The following is a 22,456-nucleotide window of genomic DNA, read 5'->3' on the forward strand; positions in this document are numbered from 1 at the left end:
GTAAATGCGGTGCCTGTCATGACTGCCGCGCTGCTGTCTGGGCGGTGGCAGCGTCGTTGTTGCCGGTGGGATCGGCAGCTGATCGCCGCACCATCGCCTGCCGGCCCGCCAACGCCAGCACGAAGATGACGACGATGCCTTGCACGATGTCCTGCGCGCCGGGCGGCAGGCCGATGATCTGCATGGTGGTGACGATCAGGATGAGCAGGATGCTGGCGAACAAGGTGCCGACGGCCGTCGCCGAACCGCCGAAGATCAGCGTTCCGCCGAGCACCACCGCGGCGATCGACTGCAGGAGATAGGGCTGACCCATCTCCAGGAAGGCGCCACCAATATAGGCGCCGAGCAGCAGCCCGTTGAGCGAGGCCAGCACCGAGGAGATGATGAAGGCCGCCGCGATCACCCTTCCATTCCTGATCGCGGCGAGCCGGGCGGCGGCGCGGTTCTGGCCGACCGCCGACAGCAACTGCCCGAACACCGTGTAGCGCAGCACCAAGGAGGTCGCCGCCACGCCGAGGATCGCGATGATGGCCATGATCGGCACGCCGGAGACGCGGCCGCTCGCCAGCGTCTTCAGCGCCGGGCTGACGGCGAAGCCCGGTATCGCCCGGTTCGACAGCAGCGTCGCCGTCGCCAGCACATAGCCGGTCGCCAGCGTGGCGATGATCGCCGGAATGCCGAGCCCGACGACCAGCAGCGAATTCAGCACACCGACGGCAAGGCCGAGCAGGATGGCGGCGGCGACGCCGATAGCGAGATTGGCATCCTGCCCCTTGATGGTCAGCAGCGCCACGAAGGCGCTGAGCGTGATCACCGAGGCGACGGAGAGGTCGATATTGCCGCGCCCGGTCGTCACCACGAACATCTGGCCGATGCCGACGATGGTCAGGAAGGACGCCGACAGCATGATGCCGGACAGGCTGGACAGGCTGAAGCGGTTGGTGACGACCGACAGAACGAGCCACAGAAGCAGCACGCCGATCGCCGCCCAGATCCAACGGTTCCTCTGCGCCCAGATACTGAAGGTGGTCAGAGCGTTCATTGTTCGCTCCTGCGGTCGGCGGTCAGGCTGCGCAGCGTCAAGAGCGCGATCAGGATCAGGCCTTGCGTGGCGGCGTTGTAGTCGCTGCTGACGTTGAGCGTGCCGAGCAGCGCGCCGATCAGCGACAACGTCATCGCGCCGGCGATGGCCCCGACCGGCGAGATGATGCCGCCGAGCAGCGAGCAGCCGCCCATCACCACGGCGGCGACGCTGAGCAGCGTGAACGAATTGCCGGAGTTGATGTCGCTCGCGGTGTTGATCGCCGTCAGCGACAGGCCGGCGGCACCCGCGAACAGCCCGGCGATGAGATAGCGTACCAGCGCGTAGCGCGTCGGCGACCAGCCCGAGCGGATCATCGCCGTCGGGTTGTTGCCGAAGCCGCGCAGCACCACGCCGAGCGGCAGCCGGTCGATGACCAACACGATCAGCGCGACGGCGGCGATGAGGATGATCGAGGTCGGCATGAAGCCGACCGACCAGCCGAACAGCGTCGTCAGCCAGTCGGGGCTGGCGCCGCCCGGCGTCGGCTGCAGCGCATAGCCGATCCCAACCCATATGAAGGAAGCGCCGAGCGTGACAACGATGGCTGGGATCTTGCGCGCCTGGATCAGGCCGCCGAGCCCGGCATAGGCGGCGAGCGCGGCCGCCAGCGCCAGCGCGCCGAGCCATGGCTGGTCGTAGAGCAGCGTGGCGCTGAGCACGCTGACCAGCCCGGCAAAGGCGCCGACGCCAAGGTCGATCTCGCTGCCGCCGACGATGAACATCTGCGCCGCCGTCACCAGCACCAGCGACAGCGCCGGCATCAGGAGCAGGTCGAGGCCGAAGATCGAGGCGACCGCCGGATTGGCCGAGATCATGATGCCCAGCACCGCGGCAAGCCCGATGAAGGGTGCCGCGTTCACCAGCCACCGGGCAAGTCCGGCAGCCGTCGGCACCTTTGGCCCGGCGTCGGCGAGCTTGTCCGTCGGTTGGGTGAAGGAGGCGCCGACGATCGCCGATTCCGTGATCGCTTCGCCCGAAAGTTCCCGCACGATGCGTCCGCCGGCAAAGACCAGCACCCGGTCGCAGGCGAGCAGTTCGGCGTCCTCGGTCGTGTGCCAGACCAGTGTGCGGCCGCCGCGCGCGATCTCGTTGCAGAGCCGATAAAAGTCCTGCTTGGTGGCGATGTCGACGCCGCGCGTCGGATCGTCGAGCAGGACGATCGGCGCATCGGCGACCAGCGCCCTCGCGACCAGCGCCTTCTGCTGATTGCCGCCGCTGAGTTCGGTGATGTTGGACTGGAAGCGCTTGTCGTCTAGCCGCAGCTTGCTGGCGGCGCCGCTCGCCGTATCGCGGTTGGCGCGCTCCGAAACCAGGCCGAGTGCCGGGCGGCGGGCAAGCGCGCCGATGCTGATGTTTGAAAGCACACTCCACAGCGGGAAGACGCCTTCCTTCTGCCGGTCGCCGGCGATGAAGCTCGCCTCGGCGCGCCTCACGACCGCTGCATCGTGCTTGCGGCCGGTGCCGAAGATCGCGTGCAGCAATTCCTTCTGGCCGCTGCCCTCGAGCCCGGCCAGGCCGACGATCTCGCCGCGCACGATGTCGATGTCGTGGCCGAGTTCCGCCGTCAGCGGGCCGGAGAGCCGCACCAGCACATCCTGGGAGGATGCGGCGGAGACGCTATGCTGGTGAACCGGATTGGCGTCGCCGCCCATCAGCTGCACCAGCCCGGCGATCGAAGCGTCCGCGACCTTGCCCTGCCAGGCGGTGCGGCCGTTGCGCAGCACCACGATTTCGGTGGCGATGTCGATGATCTCCTGCAACTTGTGGCTGATGAAGATGAAGGCGAGCCCGGCCTTCGCCCGCTCGCGGACGAAGGCGCGCAACTGCTTCGAGCGGTCGAGGTCGAGCGAGGAGGTCGGCTCGTCGAGCACGATCAGCTTGACGCCGGGCGTTGCCGCGGCGCGCGCGATCTCAACCATCTGCCGTTCGGCGATGGAGAGGTGGTCGACCTCGGCGTCGGCATCGATGCCGTTGCCGGGAAAGACCGCGTCGAGCGCCGCGCGGGCACGGGTGCGATAGAGCGCCCGCCAGCCGGGCCGGCTGGCCGCTTCGCCCGGTGTTTCGAGGAAGAAATTCTCGGCGACCGAGAGGTTGGCGCAGAGCGACAGTTCCTGGTGCACCATGCGGATGCCGCGCCGCTGCGCCTCGTTGGTGTCGTAGCCGGTGAAATCCAGCTCCTCGCCGGCGAACGAAATTGACCCAAGCGTCGGCCACATCGCGCCGCACAGGATGCGCATCAGCGTGGATTTGCCGGCGCCGTTGCCGCCGACCAATCCGATCACGTCACCGGCGCTGACGGAAAGATCGATGCCCGCATTGGCGAGCGTCGGCCCGAAACTCTTGGTGATCCGGCTGAGCGAGACGACGCTTGGCCGGGCAGGAGCGGCAGGCACCGTGGAGGCGGCATCATCCTGATCGGCAACGGCAAGCTGGGACATTCGTCCTCCGTTTTCTTCGACGGCAAGATCGGGCGCGGCCTAGAGCAATTCCAGGAAAAGTGCGTAGCGGTTTTCCGTCCGGAATGGCGTAAAACCAAATACCTGGAGCGGGCCAGCGATAAAAGCTGAACCGCTCCAGGCCAGCGCCCGATCCGTGGTCTGGTCGCGTTACTTGCTGAGCAGGTTCTGCTTCACCCAGTCCAGCGAATAGCTCGGGCTGATGATCTGGCCGCCCGGCAGCTTCGCATACTCCTTGAGGTTGCTGGCATCGACCGTGGCCACCGGCATGATCATCAGCTTCGGCGCCTGCGCGCCTTTCAGCAGCGACAGGCCGAGCCAGAAGGCGGCGCCGCCGATGCCGGGCGTCGTGTTCATCGATACGGTCTGGTAGCCATTTTTGGCGTTCTCGTCGGCCCACCATTTGACGAAATCGGTGCCGCCGCCGCCTTCGATGATCGGCATCTTGCCCGTATAGTCGCCGCCATACTGAACGAAGGCCTGGGCGATGCCGACATCGTCGCTGCCGCCCTGGCCGAGCACGGCATCGACATGCGGCAGCGAGGGCAGCACGTTGGCGATTGCCGCCTGCGCCACCGAAGCGGTCGCCTGGCCATAGACGGTGGCCACCACCTTGATATCAGGGTATTTCGCCAGCACCGACTGCTGCGCGTTGAACATGTCGTTGTCGGGCGCCGAGCCCTTCACGCCGCGCACCTGGATGACGTTGCCCTTGCCGCCGAGCATCTTGAACACGGCTTCGGCCTGGGTCGCCTTGTAGCCCTTGAAGTCGAAATTGAGCTGGTAGTTGCAGGGCGCAGAGGCGACCGAATCGAAGGAGACGACGATGATGCCGGTCTTACAGGCCTTTTCGATGATGCCGTTGACCGCGGTCTCCGAGGCGGCGTCGACGGCGAGCACGTCGACCTTCTTCAGGATCAATTCGGCGATCTGGCTGTTCTGCTGCGCGACCGAGCCGTCGCCGTTCATGACGATGTAGTCGGCGATCTGCCCGGCGGCCTTGGCTTCCTTGGCCGAGGCTTCGAACGCTTCCACCATCTGGTGACGCCAGGTGTTGCCGTAATAGGCATTGGTCAGCGCGATGACCGGCTTGTCCGACGATGCCATTGCCGGCAGCACGCACACACTCGCCAGCGCGGCGCTGGCAAGCGCCGCCACGATTGTAGACTTCATGATATTTCCTCCCAAAAACACCGGCCAGCATGGCCGGCTCGCCTGCCATTCCGTTGTAGCGTCCCTTCCGGAGGACGCCATACCAGCTACATGTTATACCAGCATACCAAATAGGCAAGCGGGTACCGGAACTTCATTCGACGCGGTGTCGAGAGCGAAGCGGCCTGTCAGTTTCCGTGTTTGCCCATAACCAGTCGGGAGGATCGCTTCCCGTTCCGGCTCCTCCTCCGGCAACCACATTCGCGGGCGCATGGCATCTCGGCGCGCGATCATATATGGACGTTAGGTCATCATATATGTAATGTCAATCGGTGAAGGGACCTTGTCTATCGAGGCGACTCGGGATCGATATGCCGAGTGATCACGGAGGTGGCTGATGGAGCCGGTCCAGAAGAAGAAGCTGTATGTCGAAGTGCTGGACCGACTGATGGCGGCAATCTCGACCTCCGAGTTCCCGCCCGGCTCTCAATTGCCGTCGGAAAAGGAGCTGATGACGATGATCGGCGTAGGGCGGCCGTCGATCCGGGAGGCGATGCTGACGCTGCAGCAGATGGGGCTCATCAGGATTTCGCACGGAGAACGTGCCCGGGTGATCAACCCGACGCCCGAGGTGATCGTCGATCAGGTCTCGGCGGCGATGGTCATGATGCTGGCGACGAACTCTCGTGGCCTCGAAGAACTCAAGGAAGTCAGGCTCTTGCTGGAAACCGGCCTTGTCCGCATAGCCACGCGACGCGCCACGGCCAGGAGCCTGGAACGGCTTGCCGAGACGCTGCGACATTTGCGGGACGCGAAGGGCGACCAGGCGCGATTTGTGGCCGCCGACATGGAGTTCCACGCGGTCATCGCCGAGATGAGCGGCAATTCGATGATCGCGGCGGTGGTGAAGGGAATGCTCGAGTGGTTGTCCCGGTTCAAGCGCGACCTTGTGGCGGTGAAGGGTGAGCGTCTGACGGTCGAGGAGCACGAGCGGATCTACAAGGCGATCGCCGGCGGCGATGCCGAAGGCGCCAGCGTCGCCATGGCCGAGCACATTGGCCGCGCCAATGAGCTGTATTCGAAGCTGGCCGGCGGCGGAGCCGGCTGAATAGCCGGGTCGCAAAAAATTCTGTCCGCAAAAAGTCATATGATGACATGATGTCTTTTTGGTGCTAACCCTCGCCTATGATCGAGGCCGTGTTGCAAGCGTTCGGTGAACCTGCGCCATCGTCGCACCGTCAAGGCAAATGGGAGAGAAGCAAATGACAACATCCGTGGCGTTGCTTGGGGCGGGAGGCAAGATGGGCTTCCGCGTGACGCGCAAGCTGATCGAAGCGGGCTACGATGTCCGTGCCGTCGAAGTCGGCGATGCGGGCCGCAAGCGTCTGGCGGAGGCCGACATCAAAGCCATCGCCATGGAGAATGGCATTCCCGGCGCCAAGGTCGTGGTGATGGCCCTGCCGGACAACATCATCGGCCAGGTGGCGCGGCAGATCTCGCCGATGCTGGCCAAAGGCACCATGCTGCTCATCCTTGATGCCGCAGCACCTTACGCCGGCGACCTGCCGAGGGATCGTCCGGATCTGACCTATTTTGTCGGCCATCCCTGCCATCCGCCTTTGTTCGGCGACGAGACGGAGTGGGCGGCCCGCCGCGACTATCATGGCGGCATTGCCAGGCAGTCGATCGTCTGCGCCCTGATGCAAGGCCCGGAAGAGCACTACGCGCTTGGCGAGGAGGTGTGCAAGGCGATGTGGTCGCCGATCATCGACAGCCACCGCGTCACCATCGAGCAGCTGGCGATCCTCGAGCCCGGCCTGTCCGAAATGGTGGCCATGCCCTTCGTCGACACCATGGTCGAGGCTGTCGAGGAGTGCGAGCGCAAGTACGGCATTCCCAGAAAGGCCGCCCTCGACTTTCTGATCGGCCATCTCAATGTCGAGATCGCCATGTGGTTCGGCTTCTCTCCGAAAGTGCCATCCGATGCCGCACTGCGCCTGATGCGGTTCGCCAAGGGCGTCGTGGTCCGTGACGACTGGCGCGAGGCGCTGTCGCCGGCCAAGGTCAAGGAAGCATCGGAACTGATCGTCTATGGCAAGGGAGCCTGAGCGCTGCCTTCGACGCCACGCACCATATCGGTCTCGACCGTACTCTTCGATGGCTATTCCATGGAACTGGCCGTCGAGGAAATTGCGGCGGCCGGTGCCACCCACGTCGAACCGGCCTTCATTCGCGGCTATGTCGATTTCGATGAAAGCATATTTACCGACAGCAAGGCGTCGAGACTGCGTCAGACGGCGGAGAATGCCGGGCTTGGGATCAATGCCGTGTCTGCCCATCTCGACTTGTCGGGGCCCGATGCGGTGGATGCGTTGTCGCGGCGCGTCGCCTTTGCCACGGGTCTTGGTGCATCCTTCCTGATCACCAATGCCGGCCCGATGATGAACCGGGCGGCTATCCGTCGAGCAATCGATGCCGTTCTGCCGAGGCTGGAGCGAGCCGATATCGTTCTGGCGCTCGAAAACCCCGGACATGGTAGTGGCGATTTGCTCGGCAGCGCTGCATCGGGGGCAGGCTTCATCCGCGAAATCGGTTCGCCGCATGTCCGGCTGAACCACGACGCCGGCAACGTCTTCACCTATAGCGGCGAGATCCTGCAGCCGGCGCAGGATATAGCGGCGGCCATCGACATTGTCGGTCATGCCCATCTGAAGGATGTTGTCAGCACCGGGGCAGGGTGGACATTCTGTGCCGTCGGCGACGGCTCCGTCGGCTACAAACCTTACTGGGCAATCCTGCCGGCGACGCTCCCGGTCAGCATCGAACTGCCGCTGCGACTGGAGCGCCCGCGGCGCCACGATCCCCAGCGCCTGAAGACACCTGTCGACATCGCGAGCATTCGCGGCGCCCTGCGACGATCGCTGGATTTCGTCAACGCACTGGAGACCGCGAAGTGCCGCGATGTCTGAATCCCGAATGTTCGGAGCCCCGGAAAGGTCCTTCTTCGCCGCCATGTCGGCCTCGTCGTTGAAGATCGGCGGATGGCAGGGATGGGTGGGGCCGCCCTGCCGTTGAGGCGGTGGCATCGTCGTTGCCGGCTGGATCGGCAGCCGAGCGCCGCACAATCGCCTGCCGGCCGGCGAGGGCGAGCACGAAGATGACCAAAATCAGACGGATCGCGGCACGAGACCGCTGCTGGCCATGTGCCGGCGTAGAGATCGGGCGTTGCGGACTGACGGTATTTTTTCCGAAGCGCGCGGCCGTTGGTGTTTCCTAATTTCGCTCTTTCACGTCACGCGTCTCTTTTCTAGCTTCCGCGCTAGCGTTCGTCGATGCATGCCGAGGCGCCGCGCCGTCTCCGAAATGTTGAAGTCGGTGTCGACAAGGGTCTCGTGGATGCGCTCCCATTCGAGGTTCTTTATGGAGGTGTGCCGTTCGGTGAGCGGGACTGATGCGTCCCCGTCGACCTTGCCGAAAGCAGCCTCTATGTCGTCCGTATTGGCGGGCTTCGCGAGATACTGGCAGGCGCCGAGCTTTATCGCCTCGACAGCCGTGGCGATGCTGGCGAAACCCGTCAGGACTACGATCCTCATCTCCGGGTCGTGTTCATGCAACGCCTTGACGCATTCGAGGCCGGAGCCGCCGGCAAGCTTGAGATCCACGACAGCATATCGAAACACAACCGTGCCGATGAGCGCCAGCACACCGTCGACACTCTGGCAGATATGCGTATCGTAGTCGCGCCGTTCGAAAGACCGGCGCAGCGCGTTTGCAAAGGCGATGTCGTCCTCGACGATCAACAGCGCGCGTCTAGTCGGCATTGTGGCCTCCTGGGGACAGAGCAGCCAGCGGCAGATGCAACGTGACCGAAGCTCCCCCCTCCGATCTGTTCCTGACGGCGACGCTGCCCCCCAGCTTGCGGATGACGTTGACGACAAGAAACAGGCCAAGCCCACTGCCGGGCCGATTCTTGGTCGAACTATAAGGCTTGCCGAATTCCGCAAGCATGGCTTTTTCAAATCCCGGGCCTGTGTCGACAACTTCGGCGACAAGACTGTCCTCGTGACGGCTGACGTTCAGCCCGACCCAATGAGGCGACGCTTCGAGTGCATTGTCCAGGACATTGAAGATCACCTGCTTGAGCGCCGGGTCGGACACGATCTGTTGGTTGGACCCGAAACTGTTCGTGTATTCGAAGCCTTGCGGCTGCCGCGTCGACCTCCACTCGGCCACCAGCTCCGCCAGGAAGGCATCCACGGAGGTGCGAACGGTTCCTTCGCCACGCAGTTCACCCGACGACATCAGGATTCCCGAAACGATCTTCTTGCAGCGATCCAGTTGGCCCTGCATCTCACGGATTTCCTGCGTCAGCTCCGGATCGGCCTTGAGGGTCGGCATGCGCTGCCAATCGTTGAGGATGACGGAAAGCGTGGCGAGCGGCGTGCCGAGTTCATGCGCGGCGCCCGAGGCGAGAAGGCCCATCCTGACGATATGATCCTCCTCCGCCGATTGTTGGCGCAAATCGGCCAGATGCGCGTCGCGGGTGCGAAGGTTGTGCTGGACCCTGGTGATGAAGAGCACCAGAAGCGTGGCCGCCAGGACGAAGCAGATGAACATGCCCTGGATGTGCAGGCTGAACAGCCCGGTACCGTGCGCATGCGGCAGGCTGATCTCCCGGTAGAAGCTGGTCAGCGCGACGAAGCACGCGCTGGTGATCAGAACCAGCGCCCATACCGACCAGGTCTCGAGCAGCACAGCGCCCAGAATGACCTGGAGCAAATAGAGGGAAATGAATGGGTTGGACGCGCCGCCGCTCAAATACAGCTGAACAGTCAATGCGGCGACATCGAGCAAGAGTCCGAGAAAGAGCTCCATGTTGGTGATGGCGTCCTGGCTGCTGTGCCGAAGCAGGCTGGCGATGTTGAGCGCGGTCAATAGCAGGATCACCACCGCCATAGGGGTTAGCGGCAGGCCAATGCCGAGCCCGTAGCGAACGAAGAGAATCGTCACGACCTGACCGCCGACCGCAATCCAGCGCAATTGAATCAGAAGCAGGAAATTCTGCTTGTTGGTTTTATCATGCAGGGTCATGCAGGTCCGTTCCGGTAGCCGACTCCAATCTAATGGCCAATCGGTCGATATGCTTGTCGGGATAACTCCAAGCTTCCGATCCGCCTTTGATCGAGCAGGGCGAGACAGCGCAAAGTCTTGGAACCCTCCGACTCAAGCAGCGGTCCGGTCCAGACGCTGGCTCAGCCTGAGGGCCAGCAGGGTACAGGCTGCCCCTGAGAGCAAATAGGCGCCCGATGAGATCAGTCCGAAATGGCTTGAGAGGAACAGGGCGACGATGGGCGCGAAGCCGGCGCCGAATAGCCAGGCGAGATCGGAGGTCAGCGCCGCGCCGGTATAACGGTAGGTCCTGGAAAAGTTCGATGCCACCGCGCCGGAAGACTGACCAAACGACAGGCCAAGCAGGATGAAGCCCAGCACCATGAAGACGGACTCTCCCACGAAGCCACCGTCGAGAAGCTGCGGGGCAAAGCCGCTGAACGCAGCGATGGCAATGGCCGATCCGCCCAGCAGGGGCCAGCGTCCAACCCGGTCGGCGACGAAGCCGGAGATCACGATTGCCGCAAGACCGAAGACGGCTCCGATCGTCTCGATGACCAGGAACCGTGCCGGCCCTTCGCGCGTGAACAGGAATATCCAGGACAGCGGGAATACCGTGACCATGTGGAACAGGGCAAAGCTAGCCAGCGGCGCGAAGGCGCCGAGCACGACGGTGCGGCCTTCCGCGCGCAGCGTCTCGGTCACCGAGGTCGGCTGCAGTTCGCGGCTCTCGAACAGCCTGGTGTATTCGGGCGTCACGACGATCCGCAATCGCGCGAACAGGGCGACGACATTTATGGCGAAAGCGACGAAGAACGGGTAGCGCCAGCCCCAGCTGAAAAAGTCTTCCGCCGACAGATTGCCAACGAAGAATGCAAACAGCGCGCTTGCGACGATCAGTCCGAGCGGAGCGCCGAGCTGCGGGATCATCGCGTACCAGCCGCGACGATTTCCCGGTGCGTTCAGCGCCAGCAGAGAGGCAAGCCCGTCCCAGGTGCCGCCAAGCGCCAGCCCTTGGCCGATGCGGAACAGCGCCAGCAGCCAGGCCGAAGCCGAGCCGATCTGCTCATGGCCCGGAAGAAAGGCGATTGCCACCGTCGAGGTGCCCAGCAGGAACAGAGCGATGGTCAGTTTGGCGCTGCGTCCATAGGCCCGGTCGACTGCCGTGAAGATGGTCGTGCCGAACGGCCGCGCGATGAAGGCGAGCGCGAAGATGGCAAACGAGTAAAGCGTGCCCGTTAGCGGATCCAGGTAGGGAAACACGAGTTTTGGAAAGACGATGACGGAAGCGATCGCATAGACGAAGAAATCGAAGAACTCCGATGTCCGTCCGATGATGACGCCGACCGCAATTTCGCCGGGGTTCACCTCATGATGGCGCGCGGTGATGCGTCTCGCGTCGGCCTCGATCTTCGAAGTTGGACTCACAGCGTTCTCCGTTGCCCGGGAGACGCGTCTGGCACCACATTCAGATGCGATCGCGTGCCATGTGCGCGGGCCAGATGCCTTGATGCCGGTTGGCGCATGATTGCGGCATTGGACAAATTGTCCAATGCCTTCATTGCGGCAGTGCAGCTAGCACTTGGGGGAACAACCGACAGGTCATCCATTGAGCCGTCTTCGCACCCTCGTCCTGCTGCCCCTGCTGGCATCGCTCGGTTCCTGCAGCATGGTGGTCATGAACCCGTCTGGCGACGTGGCCGCGCAGCAGCGCGACCTGTTGGTGGTATCTACGGCATTGATGCTGATCGTCATCATACCGGTGATGGCGCTCACCATATTCTTCGCCTGGCGCTATCGCCAGTCGAACCGCGAGGCGCGCTATGAGCCGGACTGGGACCATTCGACCCATCTCGAACTCGTCATATGGGCAGTGCCGCTGCTGATCATCATCTGTCTTGGCGCGGTAACCTGGATGGGTACGCATCTTCTGGACCCGTATCGGCCGATCGGCCGTGTCGCTGCCGGCCAGTCGCTCACGCTGGGCGCGCGTCCGCTTGAGGTCGAGGTCGTCGCCCTCGACTGGAAATGGCTGTTCATCTACCCGGAATACGGCGTCGCCACGATCAATGAACTCGCCGCACCGGTCGATCGACCGATCACCTTCCGCATCACCTCAGCATCGGTGATGAACTCCTTCTACGTCCCCGCTCTCGCCGGACAGATCTATGCGATGCCGGGCATGGAAACGAAGCTGCACGCCGTCATAAACAAATCCGGCGACTATGAGGGTTTCTCCGCCAACTACAGTGGCGCCGGCTTTTCCGGGATGCGCTTCGCGTTCCACGGGCTGAACGACGCTGACTTCCAGGCATGGGTTGCGAAGGCGAAAGACGGCGGCGGCAAGCTCGACCGAAGCAGCTATCTGGAGCTCGAGCGGCCCAGCGAGAACGAGCCGGCACGCCGCTACGCCTCCGTCCAGTCAGACCTGTACAAGGCGATCCTCAACATGTGCGTCGAGCCCGGCAAGATGTGCATGAGTGAGATGACGCAGATCGACGCCAAGGGCGGCCTTGGCCTGGCCGGCATCTACAACACCGTTCCGCTGCTGTACGACAAGTTCACTCGGCGCGGCACGGTCTTCGGCCCCGCACCATCCTATGTCGCCAGCATATGCACGACAGAGCAAGCGCTGGCGGCAGCCACGAACGCGGCGCAACCCGCCTTGCCGACAACCTTCACGCCAATCCTCGGCGCAGGTCTGCAACGGCCAACCCCCATGTCGATCCGACTGCCATCACGCTCCGCAACGGGCGCATTTCGGTCGCCATTCAACTCCTGAGGCGCCACGCAAGACATGTTCGACAATCCCGCACTTCTCAAGGCGATCTTCGGCCGCCTGACTCTCGAGTCGCTTCCGCTCCATGAGCCCATCGTCGTGGCAACCTTCGTTGTCGTCGCGCTGGGCGGCATCACCCTTGTCGGCGCGCTGAGCTTTTTCCGGCTCTGGGGCTATCTGTGGCGTGAATGGTTCACCAGTGTCGACCACAAGCGCATCGGCGTCATGTACATGGTGCTCGGTATCGTCATGCTGCTGCGCGGCTTCAGCGACGCCATCATGATGCGGCTTCAGCAGGCGATGGCCTTCGGCGGCTCCGAGGGCTACCTCAATTCCCATCACTACGACCAAATCTTCACCGCGCATGGCGTGATCATGATCTTCTTTGTGGCGATGCCGCTCGTCACCGGTCTGATGAATTTCGTCGTCCCGCTGCAGATCGGCGCGCGCGACGTGTCATTCCCTTTCCTCAACAATTTCAGCTTCTGGATGACCGCCGGCGGCGCGGTCATCGTCATGATGTCGCTGTTCGTCGGCGAGTTCGCGCGCACAGGCTGGCTGGCCTACCCGCCGCTTTCGGGCATCGGCTACAGCCCGGATGTCGGCGTCGACTACTATATATGGGCGCTGCAGGTGGCTGGTGTGGGAACGCTGCTATCGGGCGTCAATCTCGTCTGCACCATCGTCAAGATGCGCGCTCCCGGCATGACCATGATGCGGATGCCGATCTTCACCTGGACCGCGCTGTGCACCAACGTGCTCATCGTCGCCGCCTTTCCGGTGCTGACGGCGGTGCTGGCGCTGCTCTCCCTCGACCGCTATGTCGGCACCAACTTCTTCACGAACGATTTCGGCGGCAACCCGATGATGTACGTGAACCTGATCTGGATCTGGGGCCACCCGGAGGTCTACATCCTCATCCTGCCGGCATTCGGCATATTCTCCGAAGTGACCTCGACCTTCTGCGGCAAGCGCCTCTTCGGCTACACCTCGATGGTCTATGCGACCATCGTCATCACCATCCTGTCCTATCTCGTCTGGCTGCATCATTTCTTCACCATGGGGTCGGGCGCGAGCGTCAACTCGTTCTTCGGCATCACCACGATGATCATCTCGATCCCGACGGGCGCCAAGATATTCAACTGGCTGTTCACCATGTACCGCGGCCGTATCCGCTTCGAGCTGCCGATGATGTGGACGGTGGCCTTCATGCTGACCTTCACAGTCGGCGGCATGACCGGGGTGCTGCTGGCGGTGCCGCCGGCCGACTTCGTGCTCCACAACAGCCTGTTCCTGGTCGCGCATTTCCATAACGTCATCATCGGCGGCGTGCTGTTCGGCCTATTCGCCGGCATCAGCTACTGGTTCCCCAAGGCGTTCGGTTTCCGGCTGGATCCGTTCTGGGGGAAGATGTCGTTCTGGTTCTGGGTCGTCGGCTTCTGGTTCGCCTTCATGCCGCTCTACGTTCTCGGGCTGATGGGCGTGACGCGTCGGCTGCGTGTCTTCGACGATCCGTCGCTGCAGATCTGGTTCATCATCGCCGCATTCGGCGCCTTCCTGATCCTGCTCGGCATCGTGTCCTTCCTGATCCAGATATTCGTCAGCGTGCGGCGGCGCGAGCAACTGCGCGATGACACCGGCGATCCGTGGGACGGGCGCACGCTCGAATGGGCAACCTCATCGCCGCCGCCGGCGTATAATTTCGCCTTCACGCCCGTGATCCATGACGGCGACGCCTGGGCGGACATGAAGAAGCGCGGCTACCAGCGTCCCCTGACGGGCTTCCGCGACATTCACATGCCGCGAAACACCGGCGCCGGCGTCATCCTGGCGGGGTTGAGTGTGGTGCTTGCCGTGGCGCTCATCTGGTACATCTGGTGGCTGGCGATCGTCAGCTTCGTTGCCCTGATCGGCTACGCCATAGCGCACACCTTCAACTACGACCGCGACTTGCACATTGCGTCCGGCGACGTCACGCGCGTCGAGGACGAGCGGACGCGGCTGCTCGCGGCCAACACGCTGGCGGGGTGAACACGATGGACCTTGCGCATGATGTGAGCGACGACACGAACTTCCACCTGGAAGACGACCACGGGCATGCCGAGAGCGGCAGCAGCACCATGCTCGGCTTCTGGATCTATCTGATGAGCGACTGCCTCATCTTCGCGATGCTGTTCGCGGTCTACGGCGTTCTCGGCGGCAACTACGCGGCCGGGCCGGCGCCCAAGGACCTATTCGACCTGACGCTCGTGGCGCTCAACACCACCATGCTGCTCCTGTCTTCCATCACCTATGGCTTCGCCATGCTTGAGATGGTGAAAGGGCGCGTCGGGTCCATGCAGGCCTGGCTGGCTGTCACCGGCCTGTTCGGCCTCGCGTTTCTCGGCATCGAGCTCTACGAATTCGCGCATCTGATCCATGAAGGCGCGACGCCGCAGCGCAGCGGCTTCCTGTCGTCGTTCTTCACGCTGGTCGGGACGCACGGCCTGCACGTTACCTTCGGCCTGGTCTGGCTGGTGGTGCTGATGGTCCAGGTTTCCAGGCACGGGCTCATCGCTGCGAACCAACGGCGGCTGATGTGCCTGAGCATGTTCTGGCACTTCCTCGACGTCATCTGGATCGGCGTCTTCACCTTCGTCTATCTGATGGGAATGTTGCGATGAGCGCCGGACACCACGCCGACACCAAGGAACACGGGCATGCGGATCACGGCATCGATCATGGCACGCTGCGCGGCTATCTGACAGGCTTTGCCCTGTCGGTCGTGCTGACCGCTATCCCCTTCTGGCTGGTCATGAGCAACGCACTGGGCAATCAAATGGCGTCGGCGATCGCCATCATGGCTTTTGCCGTGGTGCAGATCGTCGTCCACATGGTGTTCTTCCTGCATATGAACACCCGCTCGGAGAGCGGTTGGACCATGATGGCGCTGATCTTCACCCTCATTCTGGTGGTCATCGCGCTGACCGGCTCGCTCTGGGTCATGTACCATTTGAACATCAACATGATGCCTGGCCACGACATGAGCCAGATGCCCTGAGAGCGTAGCCGGCTTTGCACGAAGAGGCGCAGACGCGGCCGCATTCCGGTCCCGGCGAGGGCCGGCGCGCACCGCGTTCGAAATGGGCACTGCTGTCGCTTTGCTTCGCCATCGGCGTGGCCGGGTTTTCAGCGCTTGGGATCTGGCAGCTGGAGCGCCGGGTCTGGAAGCTCGACCTGATCAACCGTGTCGACCAGCGTCTCAAGGCAGCACCCGTGGCCGCCCCGTGGCCTTCGGCCTGGCCGGCGATCAACGCCGGGGATGACGAGTATCGCCAGCTTGCCGTCTCGGGCAGGTTCGTCGATGGCCGAGAAACGCTGGTTCAGGCGGTGACCGACCTCGGCGGCGGCTTCTGGGTGATGGCGCCGTTCCGGACGGATGATGGCTTCACCGTGTTGGTGAACAGGGGTTTCGTGCCGCCGGACAAGCGTGATCCGGCAACGCGTCAGCGAGCCCGACCGTCAGGCGATCGCACCGTGGTTCACGGCCTGCTGCGTATGACTGAGCCAAAGGGCGGCTTCCTGCGTGCCAACGATGCGGCAGCCAACCGATGGTATTCGCAAGATGTCAAGGCGATCGCCGCAGCACTGGGCATCCCTCAGGCCGCCCCCTACTTCATTGATGCCGACGCCACACCCAATCCGGGCGGATGGCCTGTGGGCGGTCTGACAGTGATCGCATTCCACAACAACCATTTGGTCTATGCCGTGACGTGGTTTGGGCTGGCTTTGATTGTGCTGGGCGCCGCCGTTGTCTTTGTGCTGTTTCACGAAAAGGTCTGACAGGCGGCGCTAGCGCCTGTTGATCAAGATCGGCTTGGGTTGGCGCGCCTCTGAACCTGGATCGTCGCCTATCACAGCGGCGTTTCTTGACGCAGTATCATTCCGCGGCCGCGGCATTCATGGGGCAAGTGCGTACAGGACATTACGGGGTGCTAATGATTTCATGGCCCGAAGGGGCGAGGGTTCCCCTTCGGCTTTAAGGCGGTTGCGGGACCATACGGAACAATGCGGGAAGCCTTCTGATTCTGGCCCACGAAAAACCTAGTGAAATCAATATCCATAGGGCATCCTCCGGGCCTACCAATTTCATTTTTGGATAAGAGGGCGTTCAGCCCGACGCGGCGGAAAGAAGCAGGATGGGGCGTAGAGTCGACATTGCAAGAGGATGTCACTATATGGCGGTAGCTTCGACGGCGTGCCTATGGTTGCGCCCGCGGAGCAGCAGTAAATGTGCTACGTATTGTGATGCTATTGTGATATAAATCGGTTGTTGAAACCGGGAAAAAGCAAATAGAAACAATCACGTAGGGTCGCAAGCGATCCCAGCCAACGGTACCATTACCCTCAACAGTCAGAACGTGCTCCTTGAACCTTCCTTCTTCGCCTCTGTGGACCTTGGGCACGACCGGCTTGCCGGGCGGGGCCGACTCGGTTGGAATGGGAACATGCATCCTTTGCGAGATGCGGACGTTTATGATTACCAACCGGCATAGCCGCTAGGGAAGCAGCAGTATGAGTGAACATGCGATCGAGTTTTTGCAGGGGTGGATTGGCGAGAAGGTCCATTGCCAGCCCGTGCCGGCAGAGATCGACAAGCAGGCCGAGACCCTTGCCAGGGAATGTGCGGCCAAGGCTGCTGAGGCCGGCATACCCCTGGAGGATATCCAGGAAGAGGTCGGCGACATCCAGGAACTGATTGCGTCGCGTCTCGAAGAGGCGGCCGAGGCCGAAGAGCGCGAAGCGAATTCGAACAAACCCTGACGAGCCGCCCGGCCGCAGGGCGGGCAAGGCACCCATTTGCGGGCGCCTATCCCTTTGGGAATTTGGCCTGAAGCCAGGCCTTCGGGAGCGCCGGCACGAAATTTCCGTCGTGGCCGGTCATATCCTCATTGGCGACCAGCGCATTGAGGATCGCTTCCTCCACCCCCTGCACCACCGCGTCGAAGAATGGGTCGATATCGACGTCCGGTATGAAATCGGCGCGCGCGATCCGGCCTGACGGCGCCAGCGCGGCCTCCGGATTGGCGGTCGAGAAGGCGAGAAAAATGTCGCCCGAGCTGTGGTAACCGAAGCAGCGGCACCCGCCGCGCCAGCCGCTTCATCTGATGCGGCAGGAACGGCGCGTCGGTGGCGACGAGGGCGATGATCGAACCCTTCTCAGTGCGCGGCGTGCCTTCGCGGATCGCCGGGTCCGCGAGATCGAGCCCGGCCCGCAGGCCGCGAAGGGTGAAATTGCGCCGCTTGCCGAAATTCGCCTGCACGAACACGCCGACCGTGTAGCGGCTGTCCTACCATGCGACGACACGCGACGCCGTGCCGGACCCGGCCTTGAAGCCGAATGAGATCATGCCGGTGCCACCGCCGACGCTGCCTTCCTCGATCGCCCCGCCGGCAGCGGCATCGAGCGCGACTTCGACATGTTCGAAGCACAGATGATGGCCGTTGATGTCGTTGAGGAAGCCGTCATAGGTCTCGGCCGCCACCGGCAGGCCCCAGCCGCTGTCGAGTGCCGCCGGCAGCACTTGGCTCATCCAGCGCAGCGTGCCGTCGCGCGTAACACCGCAGGAATGGGTGTTGGTGATGGTTACAGGCAGGTTGAAAGCGCCGGTTTCCTCGATGATGTGCGACCCCGTCAGTTCGCCATTGCCGTTCTGGCTGAAGACGCCGGCGAACACCGGTGTGGCGAGTTCGCCGAGCGGCCGCGGCAGGATTGCGGTCACCCCCGTGCGCACTGGCCCCGTGCCGATTCTAAGCGGCCCGTCGCCTGAGATCAGCGTCGCGTAGCCAACCGAAACGCCTGATACGTCGGTGATGGCGTTGAAGGTGCCCGGCGCCCCATCGAACGGGATGCCGAAGGCGCGGGCGCGCGGCTTGCCTGATGGCGTCCGAAGATGCGGATCGTATCCGGTCATGCCGTCCTCTAAAAAAGCGATCCCTGATTGCCCGGTTCCTTCGGTTTGGCAGCGGCGGATTTGGCGGCCGGCTTGTCGATTGTCTTCGGCCGCGCCGTGCCGCTGGTCGCGATCGCATCCGCGTTGCCGTCGGCAAATTCCAGTGAGAGCGCTGCCCCCGGCGCCACCTCCGCTGCCAGCTTTATCACCGCGCCGTCGGCGCCCTTGACCAGCGCGAAGCCGCGCGCCAGCACCGCCTTGTGCGACAGCGTCGCCAGCAGCCGATCGGCTTGTGTCAATTTTCCACGGAGGCGGTCCAACTGTCTGGCAACCGCCTGATCCTGCCGCCGCGCCAGTCCGGCGAGCGCATCCACCTGCAATTTCTGCCGCCTGGCGATCGGCGCCGGCGACAGCCTCGTCACTGTCCGCGCAAAGCGCGCTCTGCGTTCGCGCACGATGGCGAAGAACGCCGCTTGCGCGCGGGCAAGGTCGCGGCCGGTCAGCGTGCGGGCCTCGTTCATGCGTCGGGACAACGTGGCCGGCGTCAGCCGCTGCCCGGCGAGCCTCGCGCGCTTGCGCTCGATGCTGACCGACAGCGCCCGGCCAAGCCGGCTCGTCGCCTCGTCGAAGCGCCGGCGCGGTAGCGCCAAAAGCTGGTCGGGCGAGGGGAGCGCCCGCGCCGCCGCACGCACCGCATGGCGCTTGCGCTCGAAATTGCGCGAGGCCGCCGCCTTGAGCCGCGCGCCGAGGCTGGCAAGCGTCGCCTCGAGATCGGCCTTGACCGGCACGGCGATCTCGGCGGCGCCCGTCGGAGTCGGCGCCCGCACATCCGCGGCGAGATCGATCAGCGTCCAGTCCGTCTCGTGGCCGACGGCGGAAATCACCGGAATGCGCGAGGCGGCAACGGCCCGCGCCAGGCCCTCGTCGTTGAAGCCCCAGAGGTCCTCGAGGCTGCCGCCGCCGCGCGCCACGATCAACAGGTCAGGCTGCGCAATCGTGCCATCCCATGCCAGCGCGTTGAAACCGTTGACGGCGGCGGTCACTTCCGCGCCGGCCGTCTCGCCCTGCACCCTGACCGGCCAGACCAGCACATGCAGCGGAAAGCGGTCCTTGATCCGGTGGATGATGTCGCGGATCACCGATCCCGTCGGCGAGGTGACGACGCCGATGGTGCGCGGCATGAACGGCAGCCGCCGTTTGCGGCTGGCATCGAACAGGCCTTCGGCCTGCAGCCGGCGCTTGCGTTCTTCCAGCAATGCCATCAGCGCGCCGGCGCCGGCGGGCTCGAGATTGTCGATGACGATCTGGTAGTTGGACTTGCCGGGATAGGTGGTCAGCTTGCCGGTGGCTATCACCTCCATCCCTTCCTCGGGACGGAATTTCAGCCGGCTCATTGTGCCCTTCCACACCACCGCGTCGAGCCGGGCGCGGTCGTCTTTCAGCGCGAAATAGGCATGGCCGGAAGAGTGCGGACCGCGATAGCCCGATATCTCGCCGCGCACCCGCACATTGCCGAAGACGTCCTCGACCGTACGCTTCAGCGCGCCTGAGATTTCGCTCACCGTGTACTCGGTGGCGTTGGTGCGTGATTCGGATGCGTCGCTCATGGCTCGATTGGGGAGCGGTTGTTGGCCTGCGTCAAGGCAGGGCATCAATCCTCGCTAATATTATAACGCGATCTTAAGGCCAATTTGCTTTGACTGGAGGCCACTGAAACGGCCAGGGACGCATGAGCGCACGCCCGAACAGCAGCCCATTGACGCACCAGGTCACGCTGACCGTGCTGATGCTCGCCGCCTTTGCGCTGGCGATGGTCGTCGGCTTTGGCATCTACGCCACCGCCCAAGCCGATCATGTCTCGCTCGAACGGCAGAAGATCTTCTTCGCCAATGGGCTGAAGGATCAGATCGCGGCGGTCGTGCGCGAACAGGAAAGCGTTACCATCTGGGACGATTCCGTGATCAACACCAAGGCCGGCAACCAGAGCTGGATAGAAGAGAATCTCAGTGTCTGGATGTATTCCTACTACGGTCACGATCGGGTCTACCTACTCGATGCCGCCAACCGTCCCGTCCATGTCATGCGGGAGGGCAAGGTGCTCGCCCCGTCCGTCTATAGCGAGGACGAGCCCGCCATCCAGCCCACCATCGAAAAGCTGCGCGCGATGATCGCCCAGCCGCCGAAGGACGATACGTCCGACGGGCCGGTCAAGCTGGCCGTCGAAGACCTTGTGTCGCTTGGGGGCAAGCCCGCCATCCTCAGCGTCATGCCGCTGGTGCCGAGCACGGACCGGCTCACCCAAGAGCCGGGCAGCGAGTATCTGCACGTGTCGGTGGAATTCATCAACGACGCGGTCATCGGCAGGATTGCCGAAAAGTACCTGCTGGCCAGCGCCCATCTGTTGCCCCTGTCGCAGCCGGCCGCCTCGGCAACCATTCCTCTGGTGGATTCGCGGGGTGTCATCCTTGGTTATATCGGCTGGGACCAGGAGCGCCCCGGTCTGACGCTGGTGCGCAAGACGGCTCCCGCTTTGATCGTTGGGCTGCTGCTCGCGGCAAGCGTGCTGGCATTTCTGCTGCGCCGCTTGCGCCGCGCCTCGTCTGCGCTGCAGACCAGCCAGGATGAGGCACAGTACCTCGCCTTCCACGATACGCTTACAGGCCTGCCCAACCGGGCCCTGTTCGAGGACCGGCTGCGGCGCGCCCTGCTCACGACCGGTCATGACATGGGAAGGGTGGCGCTGCTCTATATCGATCTCGACCGGTTCAAGCACATCAACGATACGCTCGGTCATCCGGCGGGCGACGAACTCGTACGCCAGACCGCGGCCAGGCTTCAGCACACGGTCCGTGAAGTCGACACCGTGGCGCGGCTGGGCGGTGACGAGTTCGCCCTGATCCTCATCGACATCCGCGATATCAGGGCTGCCGAGGACATCGCCGAGCGGCTGCAGCAGAAACTGCAGGAGCCGTTCAAGCTGATGGACGACCAGGTCTTCGTCAGCGCTAGCATCGGCATTTCGCTCTCGTCGGGTGCCGATGCCGATGCCGACGATCTGCTGCGCAAGGCCGACATCGCGCTTTACGAAGCCAAGAAGAACGGCCGCGGCCGGCATCAGGTGTTTGCCGGCGACATGGACGACCTCCTGCTGCGCAAGCGCAAGGTCGAGAGCGAGCTTCGCAAGGCGCTGAATGGCGGAACCGGCATCAAGCTGGCCTACCAGCCGGTCTTCGCGACCAACGGCAAGGCCATCCTCGGCGCGGAAGCGCTGATCCGCTGGGGGCATGAGGTCCACGGCGCATTGCCGGCCGCGCAATTCATCGCCATCGCCGAAGAACGCGGCATGATCGGCCAGCTCGGCGCATGGGTGCTGCTCGAAGCCTGCCGCTTTGCCGTGCGCACCGAACTGCCATGGCTCGCCGTCAACGTGTCGCCGCTGCAATTGCGCGACGCCGGCTTTCCCGAACAGGTTGCGTCGATCCTCGCCGAAACCGGCTTGGCGCCGACGCGCCTGCAACTCGAGATCACCGAAAGCGTGCTTTTGGAGAACAGCGACACGTCGAGGGCGACCCTTGCTGCCTTGCGGCAGTCGGGCGTCGGCATCGTGCTCGACGATTTCGGCACCGGCTATTCTTCGCTCGGCTACCTGCGCCGTCATGCCATCGACAAGCTCAAGATCGACCGCTCCTTCGTGCGGCTCCTCGACGGCGATGGGAATTCCGCGGCGATAGTCAAGGCGCTGATCGATCTCGCCATCGCGCTTGACGTCGAGGTCACCGCCGAGGGCGTCGAGACCGAGGCGCAAAAGACGCTGCTGGTCGCCATGGGCTGCCGGCAACTGCAAGGCTTTCTACTCTCGCCGCCGCTGGAGCCGGCCCAGTTGCTCGCCCTTTCGGGCCTGCCCTCAGAGGAAGACGACAGGCCGGCTGCCGCACGCGCTTGA

At 63.6% G+C, this 22,456-nt stretch carries 17 protein-coding genes and 1 pseudogene; 10 read left to right on the forward strand and 8 right to left on the reverse strand.

The window, feature by feature from the left end; translation table 11 throughout:
- Positions 1–16: 16 nt before the first annotated feature.
- The 3 genes from ACFX5Q_RS21065 to ACFX5Q_RS21075 form a co-directional block, all read right to left on the reverse strand.
- Complete coding sequence (locus ACFX5Q_RS21065) at positions 17–1,042, reverse strand: ABC transporter permease (RefSeq protein WP_404281164.1); 1,026 nt, start codon at positions 1,040–1,042, stop codon at positions 17–19.
- Positions 1,039–3,522 carry an ATP-binding cassette domain-containing protein gene (locus tag ACFX5Q_RS21070; protein ID WP_404281165.1) on the reverse strand — a complete coding sequence of 828 codons (2,484 nt, stop codon included), beginning with the start codon at positions 3,520–3,522 and terminating at the stop codon, positions 1,039–1,041. Before ACFX5Q_RS21070 ends, ACFX5Q_RS21065 begins: the two co-directional genes overlap by 4 nt.
- A 168-nt stretch (positions 3,523–3,690) precedes the next feature.
- Complete coding sequence (locus ACFX5Q_RS21075) at positions 3,691–4,713, reverse strand: ABC transporter substrate-binding protein (protein WP_404281167.1); 1,023 nt, start codon at positions 4,711–4,713, stop codon at positions 3,691–3,693.
- Between the two features lie 376 nt (positions 4,714–5,089).
- On the opposite strand from ACFX5Q_RS21075, the gene nanR reads away from it, so the two are divergent.
- The 3 genes from nanR to ACFX5Q_RS21090 all read left to right on the forward strand — a co-directional run bounded on the left by nanR (position 5,090) and on the right by ACFX5Q_RS21090 (position 7,661).
- Positions 5,090–5,800, forward strand: a complete 711-nt coding sequence (gene nanR, locus ACFX5Q_RS21080) for a transcriptional regulator NanR (RefSeq protein WP_404281169.1) — start codon at positions 5,090–5,092, stop codon at positions 5,798–5,800.
- A gap of 154 nt (positions 5,801–5,954) precedes the next feature.
- Positions 5,955–6,800 (forward strand): phosphogluconate dehydrogenase C-terminal domain-containing protein, encoded by an 846-nt coding sequence (locus ACFX5Q_RS21085; protein WP_404281171.1) that lies wholly within the window; start codon positions 5,955–5,957, stop codon positions 6,798–6,800.
- A gap of 60 nt (positions 6,801–6,860) precedes the next feature.
- Entirely contained in the window at positions 6,861–7,661 is an 801-nt protein-coding gene (locus tag ACFX5Q_RS21090) for a sugar phosphate isomerase/epimerase family protein (RefSeq protein WP_404281173.1), read from the forward strand.
- 318 nt (positions 7,662–7,979) lie between these two features.
- On the opposite strand, the gene ACFX5Q_RS21095 is transcribed toward ACFX5Q_RS21090, so the two are convergent.
- From ACFX5Q_RS21095 to ACFX5Q_RS21105, 3 genes are all read right to left on the reverse strand, one after another.
- A complete protein-coding gene (locus ACFX5Q_RS21095; protein ID WP_404281175.1) occupies positions 7,980–8,513 on the reverse strand; it encodes a response regulator transcription factor in 534 nt (177 codons plus the stop codon).
- Entirely contained in the window at positions 8,503–9,783 is a 1,281-nt protein-coding gene (locus ACFX5Q_RS21100) for an ATP-binding protein (RefSeq protein WP_404281177.1), read from the reverse strand. Before ACFX5Q_RS21100 ends, ACFX5Q_RS21095 begins: the two co-directional genes overlap by 11 nt.
- A gap of 132 nt (positions 9,784–9,915) precedes the next feature.
- Complete coding sequence (locus ACFX5Q_RS21105; RefSeq protein ID WP_404281179.1) at positions 9,916–11,229, reverse strand: MFS transporter; 1,314 nt, start codon at positions 11,227–11,229, stop codon at positions 9,916–9,918.
- A 181-nt stretch (positions 11,230–11,410) separates the two neighbouring features.
- On the opposite strand from ACFX5Q_RS21105, the gene cyoA reads away from it, so the two are divergent.
- The 6 genes from cyoA to ACFX5Q_RS21135 all read left to right on the forward strand — a co-directional run bounded on the left by cyoA (position 11,411) and on the right by ACFX5Q_RS21135 (position 17,383).
- Positions 11,411–12,583 (forward strand): ubiquinol oxidase subunit II, encoded by a 1,173-nt coding sequence (cyoA, locus tag ACFX5Q_RS21110; RefSeq protein ID WP_404281181.1) that lies wholly within the window; start codon positions 11,411–11,413, stop codon positions 12,581–12,583.
- Between the two features lie 15 nt (positions 12,584–12,598).
- On the forward strand, positions 12,599–14,611 hold the full coding sequence (cyoB, locus tag ACFX5Q_RS21115) for a cytochrome o ubiquinol oxidase subunit I (RefSeq protein WP_404281183.1): 2,013 nt from the start codon (positions 12,599–12,601) through the stop codon (positions 14,609–14,611).
- Positions 14,612–14,616: 5 nt separating this feature from the next.
- Positions 14,617–15,243 (forward strand): cytochrome o ubiquinol oxidase subunit III, encoded by a 627-nt coding sequence (cyoC, locus tag ACFX5Q_RS21120; protein ID WP_404281185.1) that lies wholly within the window; start codon positions 14,617–14,619, stop codon positions 15,241–15,243.
- A complete protein-coding gene (gene cyoD / locus ACFX5Q_RS21125) occupies positions 15,240–15,620 on the forward strand; it encodes a cytochrome o ubiquinol oxidase subunit IV (protein ID WP_404281186.1) in 381 nt (126 codons plus the stop codon). Before cyoC ends, cyoD begins: the two co-directional genes overlap by 4 nt.
- Positions 15,621–15,736: 116 nt before the next feature.
- Positions 15,737–16,402 (forward strand): SURF1 family protein, encoded by a 666-nt coding sequence (locus ACFX5Q_RS21130; protein WP_404281188.1) that lies wholly within the window; start codon positions 15,737–15,739, stop codon positions 16,400–16,402.
- 732 nt (positions 16,403–17,134) lie between these two features.
- Positions 17,135–17,383 (forward strand): DUF768 domain-containing protein, encoded by a 249-nt coding sequence (locus ACFX5Q_RS21135; RefSeq protein ID WP_192179824.1) that lies wholly within the window; start codon positions 17,135–17,137, stop codon positions 17,381–17,383.
- A 46-nt stretch (positions 17,384–17,429) separates the two neighbouring features.
- On the opposite strand, the pseudogene ACFX5Q_RS21140 reads toward ACFX5Q_RS21135, so the two are convergent.
- Both ACFX5Q_RS21140 and xseA read right to left on the reverse strand, forming a co-directional pair.
- Positions 17,430–18,534: pseudogene (locus tag ACFX5Q_RS21140) on the reverse strand (P1 family peptidase).
- An 8-nt stretch (positions 18,535–18,542) separates the two neighbouring features.
- The gene (xseA, locus tag ACFX5Q_RS21145) at positions 18,543–20,120 is read right to left on the reverse strand and encodes an exodeoxyribonuclease VII large subunit (protein WP_404281191.1); all 1,578 of its coding nucleotides are present in this window, start codon (positions 20,118–20,120) and stop codon (positions 18,543–18,545) included.
- A 122-nt stretch (positions 20,121–20,242) separates the two neighbouring features.
- On the opposite strand from xseA, the gene ACFX5Q_RS21150 reads away from it, so the two are divergent.
- Positions 20,243–22,456: an EAL domain-containing protein gene (locus tag ACFX5Q_RS21150; protein WP_404281192.1), complete on the forward strand. Its 2,214-nt coding sequence runs from the start codon at positions 20,243–20,245 to the stop codon at positions 22,454–22,456.

This window comes from Mesorhizobium sp. IMUNJ 23033, from assembly GCF_044778005.1.
In the GTDB taxonomy this organism is placed as follows: domain Bacteria; phylum Pseudomonadota; class Alphaproteobacteria; order Rhizobiales; family Rhizobiaceae; genus Mesorhizobium; species Mesorhizobium amorphae_A.